17 protein-coding genes and 1 other RNA gene are annotated in these 19,694 nt (G+C 50.9%); 9 read left to right on the top strand and 9 right to left on the bottom strand.

What is annotated here, in order from left to right; genetic code table 11:
* Positions 1-315: 315 nt before the first annotated feature.
* From G367_RS0103285 to G367_RS0103275, 3 genes are all read right to left on the bottom strand, one after another.
* A complete protein-coding gene (locus G367_RS0103285; protein ID WP_020411669.1) occupies positions 316-1,251 on the bottom strand; it encodes a universal stress protein in 936 nt (311 codons plus the stop codon).
* A 216-nt stretch (positions 1,252-1,467) separates the two neighbouring features.
* Positions 1,468-2,181 carry a DnaA regulatory inactivator Hda gene (hda, locus tag G367_RS0103280; RefSeq protein ID WP_020411668.1) on the bottom strand — a complete coding sequence of 238 codons (714 nt, stop codon included), beginning with the start codon at positions 2,179-2,181 and terminating at the stop codon, positions 1,468-1,470.
* 1 nt (position 2,182) lies between these two features.
* Complete coding sequence (locus tag G367_RS0103275; RefSeq protein WP_020411667.1) at positions 2,183-3,280, bottom strand: DUF2066 domain-containing protein; 1,098 nt, start codon at positions 3,278-3,280, stop codon at positions 2,183-2,185.
* Positions 3,281-3,556: 276 nt separating this feature from the next.
* Between G367_RS0103275 and purM the strand changes: the two genes are divergently transcribed.
* The 5 genes from purM (at position 3,557) to G367_RS0103250 (ending at position 9,003) form a co-directional block, all read left to right on the top strand.
* Complete coding sequence (gene purM / locus G367_RS0103270; RefSeq protein WP_020411666.1) at positions 3,557-4,618, top strand: phosphoribosylformylglycinamidine cyclo-ligase; 1,062 nt, start codon at positions 3,557-3,559, stop codon at positions 4,616-4,618.
* Positions 4,618-5,271: a phosphoribosylglycinamide formyltransferase gene (purN, locus tag G367_RS0103265; RefSeq protein ID WP_020411665.1), complete on the top strand. Its 654-nt coding sequence runs from the start codon at positions 4,618-4,620 to the stop codon at positions 5,269-5,271. The genes purM and purN overlap by 1 nt, the downstream gene beginning before the upstream one ends.
* A gap of 97 nt (positions 5,272-5,368) precedes the next feature.
* Positions 5,369-6,073 (top strand): DUF3108 domain-containing protein, encoded by a 705-nt coding sequence (locus G367_RS0103260; protein WP_020411664.1) that lies wholly within the window; start codon positions 5,369-5,371, stop codon positions 6,071-6,073.
* 247 nt (positions 6,074-6,320) lie between these two features.
* A complete protein-coding gene (locus G367_RS0103255) occupies positions 6,321-7,718 on the top strand; it encodes an outer membrane protein transport protein (protein ID WP_020411663.1) in 1,398 nt (465 codons plus the stop codon).
* Positions 7,719-8,223: 505 nt separating this feature from the next.
* On the top strand, positions 8,224-9,003 hold the full coding sequence (locus G367_RS0103250) for a type IV pili methyl-accepting chemotaxis transducer N-terminal domain-containing protein (protein ID WP_020411662.1): 780 nt from the start codon (positions 8,224-8,226) through the stop codon (positions 9,001-9,003).
* 124 nt (positions 9,004-9,127) lie between these two features.
* On the opposite strand, the gene G367_RS0103245 is transcribed toward G367_RS0103250, so the two are convergent.
* Both G367_RS0103245 and ffs read right to left on the bottom strand, forming a co-directional pair.
* On the bottom strand, positions 9,128-10,990 hold the full coding sequence (locus G367_RS0103245; protein ID WP_020411661.1) for a M2 family metallopeptidase: 1,863 nt from the start codon (positions 10,988-10,990) through the stop codon (positions 9,128-9,130).
* 251 nt (positions 10,991-11,241) lie between these two features.
* An RNA gene (gene ffs / locus G367_RS25550) (signal recognition particle sRNA small type) lies at positions 11,242-11,339 on the bottom strand.
* 128 nt (positions 11,340-11,467) lie between these two features.
* On the opposite strand from ffs, the gene G367_RS0103240 reads away from it, so the two are divergent.
* From G367_RS0103240 to G367_RS0103230, 3 genes are all read left to right on the top strand, one after another.
* Positions 11,468-12,310 (top strand): 6-carboxytetrahydropterin synthase, encoded by an 843-nt coding sequence (locus G367_RS0103240; protein WP_020411660.1) that lies wholly within the window; start codon positions 11,468-11,470, stop codon positions 12,308-12,310.
* A gap of 48 nt (positions 12,311-12,358) precedes the next feature.
* On the top strand, positions 12,359-13,075 hold the full coding sequence (locus G367_RS0103235; protein ID WP_020411659.1) for a 16S rRNA (uracil(1498)-N(3))-methyltransferase: 717 nt from the start codon (positions 12,359-12,361) through the stop codon (positions 13,073-13,075).
* Positions 13,076-13,325: 250 nt separating this feature from the next.
* Positions 13,326-14,678, top strand: coding sequence for a substrate-binding domain-containing protein (locus G367_RS0103230; protein WP_020411658.1), 1,353 nt, complete (start codon positions 13,326-13,328; stop codon positions 14,676-14,678).
* A 323-nt stretch (positions 14,679-15,001) separates the two neighbouring features.
* On the opposite strand, the gene ald is transcribed toward G367_RS0103230, so the two are convergent.
* Complete coding sequence (gene ald / locus G367_RS0103225; RefSeq protein ID WP_020411657.1) at positions 15,002-16,147, bottom strand: alanine dehydrogenase; 1,146 nt, start codon at positions 16,145-16,147, stop codon at positions 15,002-15,004.
* Between the two features lie 198 nt (positions 16,148-16,345).
* Here ald and G367_RS0103220 point away from each other — a divergent pair, with 198 nt between their 5' ends.
* Positions 16,346-16,831: an Lrp/AsnC ligand binding domain-containing protein gene (locus G367_RS0103220; RefSeq protein WP_020411656.1), complete on the top strand. Its 486-nt coding sequence runs from the start codon at positions 16,346-16,348 to the stop codon at positions 16,829-16,831.
* Positions 16,832-16,885: 54 nt separating this feature from the next.
* Here the strand turns inward: G367_RS0103220 and G367_RS0103215 are convergent, their stop codons facing one another.
* The 3 genes from G367_RS0103215 to putP form a co-directional block, all read right to left on the bottom strand.
* Complete coding sequence (locus tag G367_RS0103215) at positions 16,886-17,350, bottom strand: Mpo1 family 2-hydroxy fatty acid dioxygenase (RefSeq protein WP_020411655.1); 465 nt, start codon at positions 17,348-17,350, stop codon at positions 16,886-16,888.
* A gap of 98 nt (positions 17,351-17,448) precedes the next feature.
* Complete coding sequence (locus G367_RS0103210) at positions 17,449-17,961, bottom strand: O-acetyl-ADP-ribose deacetylase (protein WP_020411654.1); 513 nt, start codon at positions 17,959-17,961, stop codon at positions 17,449-17,451.
* 154 nt (positions 17,962-18,115) lie between these two features.
* Complete coding sequence (gene putP, locus G367_RS0103205) at positions 18,116-19,582, bottom strand: sodium/proline symporter PutP (RefSeq protein WP_020411653.1); 1,467 nt, start codon at positions 19,580-19,582, stop codon at positions 18,116-18,118.
* Between the last annotated feature and the right edge of the window lie 112 nt (positions 19,583-19,694).

Here is a 19,694-nt window from a genome sequence, read left to right as displayed (position 1 = left end):
CACTTGAAACGCCCCGACTTAAATAAAACCCAACTGGCACCAAGGAACAAGTAATTTGGCAATCAATATGTAAATATTGATAACATCAATAAGAGTTAAACAGCTAAATAAAAGCAATATTCAGAAATACCAGGCCATACTGTCTCTAGACAATAACCTTCTTGAATTTTTCACTCAGAAAAACAATCAAAAGAAACTAAAACCCCAAGCCACCCAACATATAAGAAAGATGAAAAAAAGACCCTGAAAAAAATCTAATAACTTGAAACAAAAGAAATTAATATATCAATTGCACCTTAACCAAGAATCCAAAAATTAAATTTTAATAGGGGATTCAAAATCACTGGGCTTTAACGCTAGGAGAGAGCAGCTAACTTTTTGTAAGATATTCTCTGCGGTATTACCCATAATAAATCCAGGTATTCCCGCGCGCCCCACCGTTCCCATCACCAACAAATCAAGCTTTTCCTCATCGATTAGCAGCGGGATATAGTTATCAGGATGGGCAATCACGTGATGGACCTGTATGTCTCCACCAATGCCCGATGCACGGATCAGCACATCCAGCTTCGAGCGATGTTGGGATCGTGCGGCCTCGGTAGCCTGATCCAATTCCTCTTCAGAAGCACTGAGCGGAAAATGGCGGCGCAGATACTCATCCACGTCATAGTCCCAGCAGGAAATTACATGTAGGGTGCCACTGCAGCTATCCGCCAATACCCTAGCCCAGCGCAACAGGCGAATTGCCAGATCATAAGTACTAGCCGCATCGGTCTCTGGGTCTATTGCCACTGCAACCCGAATATCAGTGTGAGTACGCTCTATCGGCCGACATAACCAAACCGGACAAGGGCATTTACGTAATAATTCCATATCAATAGCTTTAAAACCCTTACGCTGGGTGCGCCCTTCTACATTCTTAATGACCAAGTCATAGCCCCCGGTAAGAACCCGACGAATCACCCGTTCGGCGGGGCGTGGACCGCAGTCAGATTCTATTTCCAGTTTTATCTGATCCTTGGGCAGGTTCATCCTCTCCTGGGCTGAAGCAATCTCCCCCCTTACCCGCTCCAGCATGGCCTTTTCACACAACTCACCAAAATCCTCAAAACCTTCAGGTACTGCAGGGCACACTAACAAAACCTTAATATCCGCATGGTTATTGCGAGCAACTGCAAATGCCTGCAATAAGCCGCTACTTTCATCTTCCGCAGCGTGACTCACATAGAGGATTCTATGAACATTTGGCATATCAATCTCCTCTGGCTGTGAGCCTCGGAAGTAAGCAGGGACAGCAATTTACGCACGAGCCCCAAGGCCGTCACCACTTGATATTGTGGGGCGAGGGAAAATCAAAGAAAAAGGACCAATAAGGGCATCTGATGGATCTGAGAAAAGATCCGGGAGTAGAATATTTTTGTAGATAAACTACCGGCGCAGTGTGGCGCCGGTCAATCCTCTAACCAATTAGATATCCAGCACTTGCTTCACAAAGGGGATGGTGATTTTGCGCTGTGCCATCAGGGAAGCTCTATCCAACTGCTCCAAGCACAGAAATAAGGCCCGGGTATCCCTAGGGGCGCGGTGTAATATGTATTGGGCCACATCCTCAGGCAAATCAAAACCACGCAAGCGGCTGCGCCTGCGCAGTGCAGCTACCTTATCCTTATCGTTCATGGGTTGTAGCTGGAATACCAGAGCCCACTGAAGACGTGACTGCAAGTCCGCGAGGGCAATGTCCATCCCCCGGGGGGACTTACGCGCCCCAAGCAACAGCTGCCTGCCACTATCCCTAACCCGATTGTATAGGTGGAACATCGCCGTCTGCCACTGTGGCTGCCCCTCCAAAAGGTGCAGGTCATCAATACAAACCAAATCCAGCTGCTCAAGGCCATCCAAAAGCACCAGAGGGTCCATCGCCATCAGCTCAGCCATAGGCAGGTATTGGAACGTACGACCATTGGCCTCGGCACTTTGGCAGGCCGACTGTAACAAATGGCTGACACCACTACCGGCCTCCCCCCAGATATACACTGCCGACTCGGGGTTCTGCCCACTTGCAAACGACTGAAGCATGGCTACAACCTGACGGTTGGGGTCCATCTCAGACAGATAGAAGTTATCGAAAGTGGCATCGTCCCGGAGGGAGACGCCCAGTGGCAACTGCTGCGGAATACTCATCTCAGTCCCAGCGATAACGCAACGGATTGTCAGCACTGCCCAGTGGGGCACGGTTTCCACTCAGGTCGATGGGGTCCCCGTGGCCCTGTGCCCTCAATTTATGGTTTAGTGCCAGGGCATCACGTAAATTGCGCATCCCCACAGAGGTGACCAAGGCCAAGCGCGCTCGATCGCTCTCTACTGAGAGCAGCTGAGCACTGCTCACCTGAGCCAACCCCTGCAGGTAAGCCAAAGCTTCGGTATAGTCGGCAAAACTACCAACACCAGACAGTTCAACAATCACAGCTCCAGATTCAGCATCCTGTCCTTCTGGGCGCACCGCATAGCGCTGGGCTAACAAGTTAGCCATCTGGTTAACCCCTCGTAAGGCCACCTCTTCCAAAGAACCACCATTACTGTCGAACGCATAGCTGCGCCCACCGTGTAACAGCAGCCAATCTGCCTGCCAGCGGCGGCCGGAAGCCTGCAATAGGCGCCCCATCAGAGTAGCATCGGGTCGGTAGCGAAAACCCGCACGTTCGGCAGCTGCCTCGTCTTGAGCCCAGAGGGACCCTAAAGGCATATTGCGCTGATCGTTGAGATCCATCACCGGGAAATCCAGTGGAACGCCCCGCTCTATGGCCATAGCGTCAAGCACAGAGAATAATTCTGGAGCATCTTCTTCACGCAGGACACTGCGGCCATCTTGCAGTGTATCTACGGCCAGCCAGACCAAAGTGCCTGGGCGGTTATTTGGCCACATAGGTAAACCCAGCTGGTGAACTTGCCTGGAGACAGCCTGGGGGTCAAAAGAGAGATGAAGATAAAGCTGATTGTTCTCGCTAGTGTAGCGATAGCCCTGTACTAACTGTTGAGCCTTTGGCAGGAGCGATTGCAGATTGGGGTTACTGCCAATAGCGGCATCCCCTGTAACCCGCACAAATACCCGCTCGAGTCCCCGGCTACCCGCAGCCGCACGGTCTGTAGCGCCACGACTGGGCACGGCTTCAACCACTTCGTATAGATCCGAGATAACTCGAGCCTGGACTGGCAGGCTTAGCGCACCGAAAAGCAGTGCCAGTAACTGCAACACCAATCCCTGCCGGAGCAGCTTGTGCATAGGATTTCTCTCCAAACCTCATTCCACCCCGTGAGCTTGCACGAAATTGTTATTGATGCGCAAGACGCCAAAATCCACGGTTAGGATAAAAATTGGGGCTATTGTATCAGCGTCGGCGACTTCTCTCAGCCCCGAGTTCTCACTATTCGTGTATTTCAACAGGCCAACATGGAGATAAATTCCATAATCGCCTAATGAGATGCCGCCAGGGCGTGGCTACTGAGGCAAGACCCGGCTAGAATACGCGCCCTTCGAATACCCACCGCAGGAAGAATCATGAGCGATTCCAAGCCGCAATCCACTCAATCATCCCTCTCCTATAAAGATGCCGGAGTCGATATCGACGCGGGTAACGCCCTGGTAGAGCGCATCAAACATGTAGCCAAACGCACCTCCCGGCCAGAAGTAATGGGCGGCCTGGGCGGTTTTGGCGCCCTTTGCCAATTGCCCTCTGGCTATAAAGAGCCCGTATTAGTTTCTGGCACCGATGGTGTGGGAACCAAACTACGCTTGGCAATGGACTTGGGTATCCACGACAGCATCGGCATTGACCTGGTTGCCATGTGCGTCAACGACCTTGTCGTCGCAGGCGCTGAGCCCCTGTTCTTCCTCGATTACTACGCTACCGGCAAACTCAATGTAGATATCGCCACTGAGGTAGTCTCTGGAATTGGTAAAGGTTGTGAGCTGGCCGGCTGTGCACTGGTAGGTGGCGAGACCGCCGAGATGCCAGGCATGTATGAGGGCGACGACTACGACTTAGCCGGATTCTGTACGGGAGTGGTGGAAAAATCAGAAATCATCGACGGCAGCAAAGTCAAAAGCGGCGATATTTTGATCGGTCTCTCTTCCAGTGGCCCTCACTCCAATGGCTACTCACTGATCCGAAAAGTACTGGAAGTCAGCAGTGCCGACCTGGAAGAGGCTGTTGGCGGAGAAACCCTGGCCAAAGCCTTAATGGCGCCCACTCGTATCTATGTCAAGAACCTGCTACAGCTGATGAAGAGTGTCCAGGTTAATGCCCTCAGCCATATCACCGGCGGCGGCCTGCTGGAAAACCTGCCCCGTGTTCTTCCTGAAGGGTGCCTTGCGCGCGTTGACGTTAGCAGCTGGGAAATGCCGGCGGTATTTCGCTGGCTGCAGGGCGCAGGCAATATCGACCCACGCGAAATGTACCGCACATTCAACTGCGGTGTCGGCATGGTAATTTGTGTACCTGCTAATCAAGCTGATAAAGCTCTGGAAACCCTCAAACAACTGGGTGAGGAAGCCTTTGTAGTGGGCAGCATTGAAAATGCCGTTGAGGGCTCGGAAGCTGTTGAACTGGCAGGCTTATAATGACTCAGGGTGTATGCAAAGTTACCGTTTTGATCTCCGGCAGTGGCAGTAACCTGCAAGCGCTATTGGATGCCTCGGCAAAAACTGACGCGCCCTTTTCTATCTGCTCAGTTATCAGTAATAAATCTGGGGCCTACGGCCTGACTCGAGCCGCCGAAGCTGGCGTCTCATGCTCAGTGATTGATCATCGGGAGTTCTCCAGCCGAGAGGATTTTGACCGTGCTCTGATTTCCGAGATCGACAGCCAACAACCAGATCTGGTAGTCCTGGCCGGTTTCATGCGCATCCTGACACCGGAGTTTGTACAGCACTACAGCGGGCGCCTACTCAATATTCATCCTTCCCTGCTGCCAAAGTACCAGGGCTTACACACCCACCAGCGCGCCCTGGATGCCGGTGATTGCGAACACGGCGCTACCGTGCACTTTGTTACCGAAGAACTGGATGGGGGCCCAGCCATCATCCAGGCTGTAGTCCCTATAAAAGATGGGGATACAACAGAGTCATTGGCCAAGCGGGTTCAAGTGCAGGAACATGCAATATACCCAATGGCAGTTACCTGGTTCGCAGAGAAAAGGTTGCATATGCACGGTGATCGCTCCCAGTTGGATGGCGAACTCCTACCCCGTAGCGGAGCCAAACTAAACAGCTGAGACCTGTTATTAGCTGGCGGGGTAAAAGTCCTTCAATGTACTTTGCCAGTCCCGCCGGCTAATATTCAAGGAGATTCAGTATTAGTGGGGCTCAGCCGTGCGTTTTTTAGTTTCCGCTCTATTTCTTTTTCTACTCACCAGCCAAACCCTGGCCAACCAATTAGAACCCTTTAAAGCGACCTATACTGCGCGCTTCAATGGTATCAGCGTCACCGCCACCCGCGAGCTCACAGGCCAGCAGGGCAATTGGCGACTGGATTTCAGCACCAACACCCTATTTGCCAGCATCAAAGAGTACTCCCGCTTTACCAGTGAGAACGGCCACATAACTCCCTACCATTACGAATATCGCCGCAAAGGACTGGGCCGTAATCGCGGCACTGTGCTCAATTTTGAGCCAGACAAGGGCATGGTACTCAATGTTTCCAATCCCGAAAGGGATTTGAAAGATGTATCTCCACATATTCTCGATAAGGTCAGCTACCAGTTGCAACTGACAATGGATGTCGCCGCAGGCAAAGAAGACCTCCAGTACGAAATTGCCGATGGCAAGAAGATTCGCAAATACACTTTTGCCCGAGAAGGCACCGAAACCCTGGATACCCCGATGGGGGAAATTGAGACAATTAAAGTGCGCAGGGTTCGGGATGCCGACTCTGCAAGAGAGACGACAGTCTGGATTGCCCCCCAGTGGAACTATGCGTTAGTGAAGCTTGTTCAAAGAGAGGAAAATGGTAAAAAATACCAAATCACCATGACAAATCTATCCATTAATGGAAAAAACGTCAGCTCAGGCCAATAAAAAACCAGTTCCCCGCGAGGCAAAAAAAAATCTATTCATTTGATGGATTTTTGCCTCCTTTCTCATTATAAAGTGACTCCTTTCCCTTGCTCAGGCAGTTTTCTATTGCCTAACTTTTCCAGTAAGGGATTTGCTATGAAATCGGAAGGTATCTATATAAGTCTAACGGCCTTCCTTCCATGTAACGGCATTTATTCAAATGCTGCATATGGTTTTCAGTAATCAGCAGACTTAGAGATGGGCTCTCATGAATAAGAAATACCTGCGACACGCAGTTCTGGCCGCAGCAATCGGCTCCGTTTCCCAAGGCGCAATGGCAGCAGGTTTCTACCTGCAGGAAACCAGCGCATCTGGCCTAGGCCGCGCCTTCGCCGCCGAAAACACCATCGGTGACAATGCCTCTATCCTCGCACGCAACCCCGCGGGCTCTGCGCTGTTTGACACCTACACTATTTCAGGTGGCCTTACTTACGTAGACCCCAATATCGACGTATCTGGCGATGTTACTTATTTCGGGCCAATCCCGGGCACCCGCACCACTGTTCGGGCTGATGCCGACGATTACGCTACCAGCGCATGGATTCCCAACGGTTATTTAGCCGCACCGATCAACGATGAGTGGTCTTGGGGCCTGGCCATGTATACAGATTTTGGCCTTGAGACTGACTTCCCCGATAGCTTTCCAGCGGCTGCCATTGCAAACCAAACTGAGCTGCTGACAGTCAATATCCAGCCCTCTATTGCTTACGATATTAATAACACCTTTAGCATTGGCGCTTCTATCAATTTCCTGTACGCCGATGCAACCCTGAAGACCAATATACCGACAGACTTTGTTCTTGACCCAATCTTCAGTAATCCTGCGGTCTTAGGCAGAGGCCTCTCTGGCGCTTCCGTTCTTAAGATTGAGGGCGATGGCTGGGATGTTAGCTGGACCTTAGGTGCATTGTGGCGCATCAGTGATAATACCCGCGCCGGCATTTCTTACCATGCCAAGTACGATCCCAAACTCAAAGGGGATGTGAGTTCCGACTTAATACCTCCCCCCCCTGCCGCGCCATTTGATGATACCAGCGGCAACCTCACGTTAGACCTGCCGGATACTTTGGAGCTGGGTTTCTACCACCGCTTCGACAACCAATGGGCAGTTGCAGTTGGCTATATGTGGACCAACTGGGAAGAGTTTGAGCGTCTCGAAGCCTTTATCCCAAGCGCTGGTGAGGGGTTCAATCCTCTACTCATCAAAGAAGAAAACTTTAAAAGCGGTTCACGCTTCAGCCTCGCTGGCGAGTATTTCTACAATGATGATATTACCGTGCGCTTCGGCTATGCCTATGACCAAGGTGCAGCGCGCGATGGTTTCAATCGTCACGAGCAAGAAGAAATTCTTGCCACTACTGGCCTGGACCTCCCCATCACCTGGCGCACATTATCCATTCCAGACACCGATCGTCAGTGGCTCACGCTTGGTGGAACCTATCAATATAATGAAAAGCTGAGCGTAGATGCCGGCATAGCTTACATCTGGGGTGACGACGAGAGAATTCAGGAATATACACCAATCCCCGTTCCGACCTACTACGATGGCGGCACGACCAAAACAGAGGCCTGGCTGTTCAGTGCAGCTATTAACTACCGCTTCTGATTAGCAAGTCCCCACGAAAAAAAGGCTCTACCTCCGGTAGGGCCTTTTTTGTTTACAGACCAACAAAAGACACCCGCTTCAAGCCCCCAAAGCCTTGCCTATACCACCACAGCCCCGACCTTAAAAAAAGGGGGTAGATAACCATCCAGGCAAATTTGCTATAAACACCCCTCAAGTTAATTAAATTCAAATCTCTGTCTAACCCAAAAATCCAACGCCAACAATTTTGCTTGTCGATTAAATTCTACCAATGACTCTCAACAAAAAGCGGCCACTAGAACCACCCCTCTTTCTTTGTTGTGACCATGACCTGGAACAGGGAGCAAGCAAAATAGTAACAACTGAAATTCCACCTTGAACCCGATTGCAATGAACAACCTACTGAGGGCACTAGAAGTTTAGGCGAACCGAGCACCACTGGCAGCAGTACCGGATCTATACCCCGGCACCAGCCCGATCAAACAAAAATCAAAACCGAAAACAACCAAGCAACAAGAGTAAAATCATGAAGTTAATAGCAGTATTTTTCTTGTTATTCTTAAGCTTCGATATCTCGGCCTTCACCATGGGAGATGCCATCAATATAGCTGGCCGACAGCGGATGCTGTCTCAGCGTATCACCCAGACGTATATCCTCCGCGGAATACAGCCCAGTGCGGAGCGCCACAAAAAAGTCTTTTCAAGGTCCCTCCAGGAGTTCAAGCGAAACCACGAAAAACTAAGTAACTTTCAGGGCGCGGAAAAAATCGAAACCCAATTAATAAAAGTGCAAAAGGAGTGGGAAAAATTTGAAAAAATCGCCCTCCAACCCACCAGCAAGGAAAGCGCTACTAAGCTGTTTGAACGGAGTGATGAACTCCTGTCTGAAACCCATGCTTATGTTGTGAAGCTCCAGCAACTTGCACCGCATAATAGCGCTGAGTTAATTAACATCGCAGGTCGGCAACGCATGCTCTCCCAGCGCATAGCCAAAAACTATGCTGCTAAACTCTGGGAAATTTCCCAAGATAATGCCAGTAGCGGTCTGCAACAGGATCTTTCCGAGTACTCCAACCGCCTTAACCAGCTTCTGGAAAGCCCACTCAACACACCCGAAATCACCCACAATCTGCGCAAAGCTCAGGATCACCTAAATTACGCCAGTCGCGGGTTCGAAGGAGAGATGAAAATATCTGAGAAGCGCCAGATTCAAGTAATTACAGGCACTACCGATCTAATGCTGCGCAATATGAATGTGATTACTCAGCTGTATGCCAAATTATTGGATTCAAGCACAACTTTATAAGAACAGAGGATGCAATTGGAAGAATACTCCAGAAAAGCTTTGAAGAAACCATCGGAACAATAAGAAAGGGGGGAGCCCCCCTTTCTTAATTAGTGCGCTAATACGCTATTGGATAACCAGCAGATTACCAGCCGCACTGACGCCCCTGGTTTTGCTCTTCCAGATAGGCCATCAAAGGCTGGAAGTAATCGATAATTGCCGAGGCATCCAGATCGCGCTGGCCAGTCAGAGCTTCCATTGCATCGGGCCAGGGCTTGCTTGCACCCATAGCCAACATGGTGCGCAACTTCTCGCCCGCTTCATCATTTTTGTAAATAGAGCAACGATGCAGCGGCCCGGTTTCACCAGCGGCCTCACAGAGTGCACGATGGAACTGGAACTGCTGAATACGCGCAAGGAAGTAGCGGGCATAAGGCGTATTACCTGGAATGTGGTACTTGGCACCCGGGTCAAAATTCGCTTCGGTGCGCTCTACTGGAGCTTCAATACCCTGGTATTCCTCACGCAATTTCCACCATGCCTTGTTGTAATCGGAAGGCTGCACTTCGCCATTAAATACCTGCCAACGCCATTTATCTACCAACAAACCAAAAGGCAGGAAGGCAATCTTATCCAGCGCCTGCTGCATCAGGTAGCCAATATCCTTACTCTCGTCCGGCACCTCATTCATCAAGCCGATTTCTTTAAGGTACTTCGGGGTAATAGATAGCGCGATAGTGTCGCCAACAGCTTCATGGAAACCATCATTGGCACCCTCTTTGTAGAGGAAAGGCTGGTCCTTATAGATGCGCTGGTAGAAGTTATGGCCCAATTCATGATGGATTGTAACCAGGTCTTCACCAGTCTTGTTGATACACATCTTGATACGAATGTCATCCTGACCATCCATATTCCAGGCACTGGCATGACATACCACATCCCGATCCTGGGGCTGGGTGAACTGTGAGCGCTCCCAGAAAGTATCAGGTAGCGGCTCAAAGCCAAGAGAGGTGAAGAACTTCTCACCCACCTTCACCATATCCTTCTCGCTCATGCCAGAGTCAACAACGAGCTGAGTCAGGTCATAAGGCGCTTGCATGTCCTCGTCTTTAACCAATTCATAGATATTGCCCCATTCCTGAGCCCACATGTTACCGAGCAAATGTGCCGGAATTTTGCCCTGGGCAGGTGCAACCTCATCGCCATAATGCTCATTCAGCTTGGCACGCACATGGCAATGCAGAGCCTCATACAAAGGCTTCACCTTATTCCACTGCGTATCCATATCAGCTGCGAAAGCATCCGGTTTCATATCGTACTTGGAGCGCCAGAAAACACTCAAGTTGTCATAGCCCAGCTCTTTGGTACCGGCGTTGCCGATCTCAACCTGGCGCTCATAAAGTGGCTTCATTGGAGGAGAGACTTTGCGCCAACCGACCCAAAGATCCTTGAGTAGTTCAGGGTCGCGATTGGTGGCCATCATCTGACCCATTTCGGTCAGGGTATAGCACTTCTCATCCCCCGACTCCTCACGGCAGTATTTGCCAGCGCCATACATACCCTGCATCTTCGAGCCGATTTGAGCCAATTCGGAAGTTAATGCCGGATCCTTCGGAGCGGGGAATACCAAGCCCTGCTTCAACATAGTCAGCTTGCGGCGGGTATCTGCATCCAGTTCCAAGTTATTGAACTTAGCTGCTTCGGAGGCCAGTTCCACGGCCAGGGTCGTGTAACGCTCACTGGCGAGCGCTTCAACGTACTGGGAGTCCATATTGATGTAAGTCGAGGCCAACCAGGCTGCATGGCTCATCTCCTGGGCCATTTTTTCCAGGCGCGCCTGGGCGCCATCCAGGAACGCCTGGGCATCTTTGGCTGTCAGCTGGCCTTGTTCTGCCGCCGGACTTTCTGCAGTAGCCTGAGCCACATCAATATTTTTCGGAGCCTGTTGGCCATCGTCGCAAGCAGACAGCGCCACCGTAGTGGCGATGGCGAAAGCAATTTTCTTCATCTTCCCCTCAGATAATCATTATTGGGCCTGGTTATAACTGACGCCGTTTATAGCATAAGCTTCATATTGTCATCGACGTCAGGCGCAATTTGAAAGCCCAGTTCGACACAAAATACCTTTTTTTGCAGATTTTCCGGGGGAAAATACGGCTCAAAACCAATCAGTTCGCGAGGTCTCAAGAAGCTTACTTCGCAACGGGGAAAGAAGATCTAAAAGAAAATAGAAGGGAAAGACTGAGAAGATGGAGGCAGCCCAACCAGCAACACCCTCGGCACATGATACCACTGCTACCGTTGCTCCCTTCCGGGCCTGGCGGGGTTCACAGCTGCTCATTGCGAGGGGACCGGAAGGGCCGCCACAACGATCTTCGGTGCATCCGAAGAGGGCGCGATTATAGAGGCATAAAGGCGCAAGTTCCAGCCCTATTAACAGGTTATAATAGACGTCTAGTATTTTACCCCTTCAATAGAGTTACTCATGCACCTTTTTGTCGATAATTTGACCAATGTTGACTTCAGCTACCTGGACCATGAACGCGGGTTGGTAGGAGAGACATGGCTGGCCAATGCTGCCCTTGAGGGCACCCTGGATCACCAGGGTATGGTTTGTGACTTTGGTATCGTTAAAAAGACTCTACGCCATTGGCTGGATGATCAACTTGACCACCGCCTTTTAGTGCCCACCAAGGCCCCAGGCCTGACACTTACTAATGAAGGCGAGCTAATTTCACTCAGTTGGCAGCTGGCAAATGGCGAGCAAATTGCCGTATCCGGGCCCGAGCAGGCTTTCGCTCTAGTCGAAGCTGACACTGTTAATAGAGACACCGTTGCAAACTGGAGTGTAAAGCAGCTGGCCAGCTCCTTTCCGACCAGTGTCGAGCAACTCAAGCTCTCTTTTGAAGATGAAAAAATAGAAGATGCCTTCTACCACTACAGCCATGGGCTAAAAAAACACGATGGCAATTGCCAGCGAATTGCCCATGGCCATCGATCCCGCATCCAGATTTATTCTGCTGGAGAGCGCGACAAGCAGCTGGAGCAACAATGGGCAAAACGCTGGGAAGACATCTATATAGGAACCCGCGAAGATTTAATTGAGGAGGGCGAGAAAACCCTGAGCTTCGCTTATCGGGCTCAGCAGGGCAATTTCACTCTGGAGATTCCTGTGCGCTGTTGCGAGGTGATCAACTGCGATACTACCGTGGAGCAACTGGCTCAATATATTGCCAATACCCTGGCCAAAGATTTGCCTGGAAAAGAAATCACCGTTCGCGCTTATGAAGGCTTGGGTAAAGGGGCTATAGCCTCCGCCAAGCAATAAGCTTTTGCGCATAAATTATTCCCTGGGCCCAGCAAAGGTTAGCGGATTTTGAACCTGATTGTTTTACGGGAAACTGATTTCTTCGACTCAACACATGTACGCCTCTCAGGCCGCAGGTTGGAGCATATTATCCAAGTCCATCGAGCTGCACCGGGGCAGCAACTGCGTGTTGGGTTACTCAATGGCAAGATTGGTTTTGGTGAAATCACTTTTCTTACTGATCAACAAGTAGAGTTAAGGGTGGAGTTACAAAACAGCCCTCCACCACCACTACCACTTACGCTGGTTCTGGCATTGCCGCGCCCTAAAATGTTGAAGCGGATTATTCAGCATATCACTGCCCTAGGCGTAAAAAAGCTGGTTCTCCTGAATAGCTATCGTGTAGAAAAGTCCTATTGGCAAACACCCTGGCTGGAACCGGATAAACTATTCGAACAGTGCCTGTTAGGCCTTGAGCAGGCTGTTGATACTCAGATGCCGGAAATCATCTTGCGCAAGCGCTTCAAACCGTTTGTGGAGGATGAGCTACCCGAGCTATCCGCCAATACATTAAAATTGGTAGCTCACCCGGTAGGTGGCGATGCCTGTCCCGTTGATATCGATAAGACAACAACGCTTGCGATTGGCCCTGAGGGAGGCTTTATCCCCTACGAAGTTGAAAAGCTAAAGGAGGCCGGTTTCCACTCGGTACATTTGGGAGCGCGTATTCTGCGCGTGGAAACCGCGCTGCCAGTATTGGTAAGTCGGCTTTTCCCCGCCCGCTGAGCATACACAACCGAACGGAAAAGGGGTTGTAAAAAAAATTAAGCAGCCTCTTACACCCGAGCCACCTCTATTACAAAGCCTTAATCTCTCCTACCTCACAGCTTCAAATTTCCACTCGATCATTTAATGCGAATCACTCCTACAGCGGATAGTGAGACATTTGCACGTTTTATTCATCAAGATTTCATCATTTTGTAATAAATAAGACATATTTTGCGGCCTCGTTTTTCTTCCCTATGGGCGAGTTTTTATGTACCTGTTCCTTCACCGGCTATGTTTCACCTTATCACTTTTACTGGGGCCTATACTCACCTCGGCGGCTGCAGCTGAGCTGCCTCCTTTCGACTCGAGCACTTCGGGCCTGTTGTTTACCTTACACGGATCCAACACCATCGGTGCACAGCTGGCACCCAACTTGATTCGCGATTACCTCTCCGCAAAAAGCGCCAGAAATATTCGCGTAATCCCCTTGAACACTCCCAATGAACTTCGCGTACAGGCAGACACTGGCAGTAACACCGTTTTCATTGATATAGCGGCGCATGGTTCAAGTACTGGGTTTAAAGGGCTTGAGCAGTCTCAAGCAGATATTGCCATGGCTTCCAGACCGATCAAGGATACGGAATTATCATCTCTGAGCCGCCTTGGAGACATGCGCAGTAGCCGGGCAGAGCATGTAATTGCTATCGATGGCCTGGCAATTATTGTGCATCCCGGTAATCGCATCGAAAAACTGACCTTGCAACAAATCGCCTCTATTTTCTCCGGCAGAATTACCAACTGGTCCCAACTCGGCGGTAACAAAGGTCGAATCAAAGTCTATGCCCGTGATAATCAATCTGGCACCTGGGATACATTCAAGAATCTGGTACTTGGCAAAAGCCACACACTCGCCGGCAGCGCAAAACGCTTTGAATCCAATGATCAACTCTCGGACCTGGTTGCCGCAGACCCCAACGGCATTGGCTTTGTTGGGCTGGCATCAATAAGGCAATCCAAGGCAATCTCTGTTTCCGATGAAGATACTTTGCCTCAAGCACCTGAACACTTAACTGTTGCGACAGAAGATTATCCCCTATCACGCCGCCTGTTTTTATATACACCGGTGTATTCAGCCAAACCAGCTGCTGATGATTTTCTACGTTTTGTGCAAAGTGAGCTGGGACAAGAGCAGGTAAAAGCCACAGGGTTTGTTGCACAGACCCCAATTGGTGTAAAGCCTGGCAGCTTAAGGGAAGGCCCAGTGGAGTATTTGACCCTGACTGAAAAAGCAGAACGACTAAGTATTAATTTCCGTTTCTCTGAAGGTAGTGCGTCTCTGGACAACAAAGCCCAGCAGGATATTCAAAGACTCGCAAACTATATGCAAAAACCCCAAAATCGTGATCGCCGATTGCTACTGATTGGATTTGGCGACGAAAAAGCCAGCCCGGAACGTTCAGTAATTCTATCCAAGCTGCGTGCAGTAACTGTGCGATCCGCACTTCGCGACCACCAGATAAACACTGCTCCCGTACAGGGCTTCGGCGCTTACCTACCTATTGCATCGAACAACTCCAGTGGCAAAGTAAAAAATCGCCGGGTTGAAGTTTGGCTTCTGTAAATTGAAGATCCTGCCGTTTCACAGGGAAGAAAAAATGATAGAGGCGGGATTAAATCCGATGGAGTGTTCTGTAAAGTCCTTCCTGTCTTCTGATACTGAGCTATCGCCAACAACTGACTTTAAGGGAAATCAGTGCAGCAGTAAGCCAACCCAGAAAATAAAACTCGCAATAAAAAAGCCGCGTTGACACGCGGCTATCAATGACAGCTTCCACTGTCAGGTCTCACAGAGAGGAACGCCAGGAGCGCTCCGGGAAAAAATCCCAAATAACAAGCGCGTTGCAGCCCGTTTTAAATAGGCGGCTGCTGAGCAGCCGCCAACAATCAGGCTACAGCTTCTTCAGACTCAGCTACTTTTTGCAGAGCCAGCTTGGGATCCACAAATTCATAGCCCAATACATCGGCAACAGCTTTGTAGGTCACCATACCAGCGTGAACATTCAGCCCTTCCAGAAGATTCGCATCATCCAGCAACGCCTGCTTAGCACCTTTGTTTGCCAGGGCCACGGCGTAAGGCAGGGTAGCGTTGTTCAGAGCCATGGTGGAGGTGCGGGCTACACCGCCGGGCATATTGGCTACACAGTAATGTACTACCCCATCTACCACATAAGTAGGCTCTTGGTGGGTAGTGGCTTTGGATGTTTCAAAACAACCACCTTGGTCGATAGCCACGTCTACAACCACAGCACCCTTCTTCATGCGGCTGATGATGTCGCGAGTCAGCAGCTTGGGAGCCGCAGCGCCCGGAATCAATACTGCACCCACAACCAGGTCCGCTTCCAGCGCGTGCTTTTCAATAGCGTCGTTTGTGGAGTATTCGGTGCGCACAGCGCCACCGAAGATGTCATCCAGCTGACGCAGACGTGGCAGTGAGCGATCCAGGATGGTTACATCAGCACCCATACCCAGGGCCATCTTGGCTGCATTGGTACCAACAACACCACCACCGATAATCAGGACTTTCGCGGGGGCTACACCGGGTACACCACCGAGCAATACTCCAAGGCCGCCTTGAGCTTTTTCCAGGTGGTGGGCGCCACATTGTACAGACATACGACCAGCCACTTCAGACATCGGCGCCAACAGCGGCAGACCACCAAAGCGGTCGGTAACAGTTTCATAAGCGATGCAGGTTGCACCGGATTTCACCAACAGCTCGGTTTGCTTGGGGTCTGGAGCCAGGTGGAGGTAAGTGTAAAGAACCTGCCCAGGGCGCAGCATTTCGCACTCATTCGGCTGCGGCTCTTTGACCTTGACGATCATATCGGCAGTGGCAAAAATCTCTTCCGGAGTATCAATAATCTTGGCACCGGCCTGCTCGTACATTTCATCGGTAAAGCCAATAGCTGCACCGCCATCTTTCTGTACGATTACCTGATGACCGTGGCCAACCAGTTCGCGAACACTCGACGGCGTCAGGCCAATACGATACTCGTGGTTTTTGATCTCTTTAGGGACGCCAATCAACATTTTCTGCTCCTCAATCTCTGTATCTGGCGCAATCTTTGCGCATAGACAAAGCCACACCTAATTTCTGTGTTTTCCCCAGTATAAGGCCACCCCTAAAGTGGATTTCTATAAGATTTTTTATCAAACTAGTGGAATCCACTATTAAACCTAGTCGATAGTCCGATTTTTGAGCTGATCATCTATCCAGGAGACAGAGGTATGCGCAAGCGCGCGGAAGAACTCAATACCGTGGACCGCAATATCCTGCGAGTCCTGCAAAAAAATGGCCGTACCAGCTATGCTGAACTCGCCCGACAAGTGGGTTTAACTGCTACCCCCTGTGTTGAACGGGTAAAACGACTGGAGAATGATGGCGTTATCCAAGGATACACTGCCCTGATCAATCCAGAATTCCTGGATGCCGCCCTGGTGGTTTTTGTACAGATTCGCCTGAACCGGTCCGCCCAGGACGCATTTGAAGAGTTCCGCAACGCTGTGGCCGCACTACCGGAAGTACAAGAGTGTTATCTGGTCTCTGGCAATTTTGACTACCTGATCAAAGCACGGGTTGCGGATATGAGCGCCTACCGCAAGTTTTACGGTGAGACTCTTCTGACTCTGCCAGAAGTACAGGAGTGCACCAGTTACGTGGTGATGGAGGAAGTAAAAGAAACCCTGGAAGTACCAGTTCACTACAATCGATAAGCCCATCAGTAGGGGCGACTAGTCAGCCCCCCTACTGCAAGTTGGCAAGAGTGATCAGTAGTGGATTCCCAGCCTGCGATAAACAAAACCTATAACCCAAGCCGGGCCAATCAGTAGAAACTGAATATCTTTAAAGAAAGAGGGCTTTTTCCCTTCGATATGGTGGCCTATAAACTGAAAAATCCACATCACTACAAATAGTCCCAGTGCCGTCTGCCAAACGGGCACCCCCAGGCGCTCCGCTATCGACCAGGCCCAGAGGCAAACTACCGTTAAGGCCGTCATGCCAATTGCAATTGCAAAGGAAAGGGCAAAATAGAAAAGCATCACTGGCACTGTGATCACTACAGCCCAGTTCAACCAAGGGATCGCCGCCATAAACTGCGGCTGCGGAATATCCCATAGCAGGCCAACAACAGTTGCATAAATTACCGGTACTGCAACCCAGTGAATGGATTTATTGATCGGGTTTTGGTGGCTCTCGCCGTATTCGGCAAACCACTGCTGGGCGGTGCGCATGACAATCTCCTTTTCTTATTGTGTCATTGTCAGGAGAGCTATGATCCTCCGGGCACAAACGGTAATCAATGGCCGAAAGTGCCAGGTAAAATATTTTGTCAACGCCGCACGTATGCATCCAGCTGAGCGTGATAGAGTTCAGCCATCTCCCTATCGAAACAGCAGAAAACAATACTCTGTGGCTCCCCCTCTCTCTCCAAGTGCTGCTGCACCTGTTCAACGGCAATTTCTACCGCAAGCCTGGGAGGATAATCATAAACACCGCAACTAATTGCGGGGAATGCGATGGAACGCATGTTCTCTCGCCGCGCCAAAGTCAGGCATTGGCGGTAACAGCTCGATAAAAGCTCTGGCTCACCCAAACGGCCACCGCGCCAGACTGGCCCAACCGTGTGGTAAATACGTTTGACAGGAATTGAAAAAGCGCTAGTGGCACGGACCTCACCAACCGGGCAACCCCCGATACTGCGGCAGGCATCCAACAAATCTGGACCCGCCGCACGGTGAATGGCGCCATCCACTCCACCACCGCCGAGTAGACGAGCGTTGGCGGCATTGACGATGACATCGACGTTTAATCGCGTGATATCACCGAGATGAACTTTGATCACTCAGTATCTCCAACCGCTATTTGAATAATCGCTGCGGATGGAAATCCTTTTCGCTTCACAACAGTCGCACCCATATCACAGGCGCGCCCTTTGCGTAGCTGTCACACTGCACTCAGCCCCATCACTGGGGGCCGCAAGTACAAGCCCTCCGGGGTTAGCCCAGCAATTTTTTATGCTGGGAGGCCACGGCTTCCGGGCATTTCGTCAGTACGCTAACTATGACGATAGCAGCTGCTGAGAAAATAAAGCCCGGCAGCAATTCATAGGTATCGAAGAGACCACCGGAGAGCTGCTCCCAGATCACCACTGTGCCACCACCGACAATCACCCCGGCAATGGCACCGCTGCCAGTCATTCTTGACCAGTAGAGGCTGATCAGCAGTGCCGGTCCAAAGGCGGCGCCGAGTCCGGCCCAGGCGTAACTCACCACATCCAAGACCTTGGAATCAGGATCCATAGCAATCCAAACAGCGATTAGAGAGAGCCCAACAACGGCCCAGCGCCCCACTTTCACCATGGCTTCAGGACTGGTCTTACGCCCAAACCAGACATGATAAATATCCTCTGCCAATGCTGCAGAGGACACCAACAGCTGGGAATCTGCGGTGCTCATAATGGCGGAGAGGATCGCCGCTAGCAGCACACCCGCGACAACTGGATGGAACAGAACCTGAACCAGTTCCATAAAGACCGTCTCGCCATCCGGCAGCCCCTGCTGCATCTGTAGGTGGGCAAACAGGCCAACTGCCATAGCACCCAAAAAGCCAACCAGGGACCAAACTGCGGCAACGGTTGCAGCCGCAGGTACATCATCCGGGCTGCGTACCGCCATAAAACGCGCCAGGATATGGGGCTGGCCAAAGTAGCCCAGCCCCCAGGCGAGAGAACTCAAAATGGCAACCATGCCCAACGCCTGTCCACTGCCATCAGTCAACCAATGCGTTAACTGGGGCTGTTGTGCTTGCAACTGAGCCCAGCTGGCGGAAAAGCCACCCTGATCGGAAATCACCACTAAAGGAACGGCAATCAGAGCAACACTCATTAGCAGACCCTGGAATACATCTGTCCAGGATACCGCCAGGAAACCGCCAAATAGCGTGTAAGAAATCACTGCAACTGCACCGATAACCACCGCAAAGTGGTAGTCCCAACCAAAAACAGTCTCAAATAACTTACCGCCGGCAATCAGCCCCGAAGCCACGTAAAAGAGGAAAAACAGCAAGATGAAAATAGCGCATACCGTGCGCAGATAAGGGTGGCCCATCTTGAAACGGCGATCCAGGTAGGCTGGCACCGTCAGGGAATCATCCAGTTCATAGGTATATATGCGCAGGCGGCGCCCCATACTGACCCAGCTCAGCACGATACCGGAAAAGAGGCCTATAGCAATCCAGCCCGCAGACAACCCCGCAGCATAGGCAGCACCGGGTAATCCCAGCAGTAACCAGCCGCTCATGTCAGAGGCCCCAGCAGAGAGCGCCGCAACGGCAGGGGGCAATGAACGGCCACCAAGGAAATAATCACTGGCATTTTTGGTACGCATATAAGCGTAAATGCCAATCACCAGGATTAGGGCCAGGTAGGCGATAAAGGTTAGGGCTACGAGCCACTGTGCGGGCATGGGGGATTCCTTCTACTCAAACTGAGTGGCACCCAGAGAGGGCACTTTCTGCGACTCGCTGCTCGCTTTTTGGGCAAAATGAGCTACGGGATCGGTACCACTTCAAAAATTG

It is taken from the genome of Microbulbifer variabilis ATCC 700307 (assembly GCF_000380565.1).
Taxonomy (GTDB): Bacteria; Pseudomonadota; Gammaproteobacteria; order Pseudomonadales; family Cellvibrionaceae; genus Microbulbifer; species Microbulbifer variabilis.
Note: the sequence above shows the minus strand (reverse complement) of the source record. Positions and strands in the feature narration are given on the sequence as shown.

Excerpts from the sequence above, each read along its gene's own strand:
- G367_RS0103285 (WP_020411669.1), bottom strand. The coding sequence starts at position 1,251 with ATGCCAAATGTTCATAGAATCCTCTATGTGAGTCACGCTGCGGAAGAT.
- hda (WP_020411668.1), bottom strand. The coding sequence starts at position 2,181 with ATGAGTATTCCGCAGCAGTTGCCACTGGGCGTCTCCCTCCGGGACGAT.
- G367_RS0103240 (WP_020411660.1), top strand. The coding sequence starts at position 11,468 with ATGCACCTTTTTGTCGATAATTTGACCAATGTTGACTTCAGCTACCTG.
- G367_RS0103215 (WP_020411655.1), bottom strand. The coding sequence starts at position 17,350 with ATGCGCACCGCCCAGCAGTGGTTTGCCGAATACGGCGAGAGCCACCAA.
- G367_RS0103245 (WP_020411661.1), bottom strand. The coding sequence starts at position 10,990 with ATGAAGAAAATTGCTTTCGCCATCGCCACTACGGTGGCGCTGTCTGCT.
- G367_RS0103275 (WP_020411667.1), bottom strand. The coding sequence starts at position 3,280 with ATGCACAAGCTGCTCCGGCAGGGATTGGTGTTGCAGTTACTGGCACTG.
- putP (WP_020411653.1), bottom strand. The coding sequence starts at position 19,582 with ATGCCCGCACAGTGGCTCGTAGCCCTAACCTTTATCGCCTACCTGGCC.
- ald (WP_020411657.1), bottom strand. The coding sequence starts at position 16,147 with ATGTTGATTGGCGTCCCTAAAGAGATCAAAAACCACGAGTATCGTATT.
- G367_RS0103255 (WP_020411663.1), top strand. The coding sequence starts at position 6,321 with ATGAATAAGAAATACCTGCGACACGCAGTTCTGGCCGCAGCAATCGGC.
- G367_RS0103230 (WP_020411658.1), top strand. The coding sequence starts at position 13,326 with ATGTACCTGTTCCTTCACCGGCTATGTTTCACCTTATCACTTTTACTG.
- G367_RS0103220 (WP_020411656.1), top strand. The coding sequence starts at position 16,346 with ATGCGCAAGCGCGCGGAAGAACTCAATACCGTGGACCGCAATATCCTG.
- purM (WP_020411666.1), top strand. The coding sequence starts at position 3,557 with ATGAGCGATTCCAAGCCGCAATCCACTCAATCATCCCTCTCCTATAAA.
- G367_RS0103250 (WP_020411662.1), top strand. The coding sequence starts at position 8,224 with ATGAAGTTAATAGCAGTATTTTTCTTGTTATTCTTAAGCTTCGATATC.
- purN (WP_020411665.1), top strand. The coding sequence starts at position 4,618 with ATGACTCAGGGTGTATGCAAAGTTACCGTTTTGATCTCCGGCAGTGGC.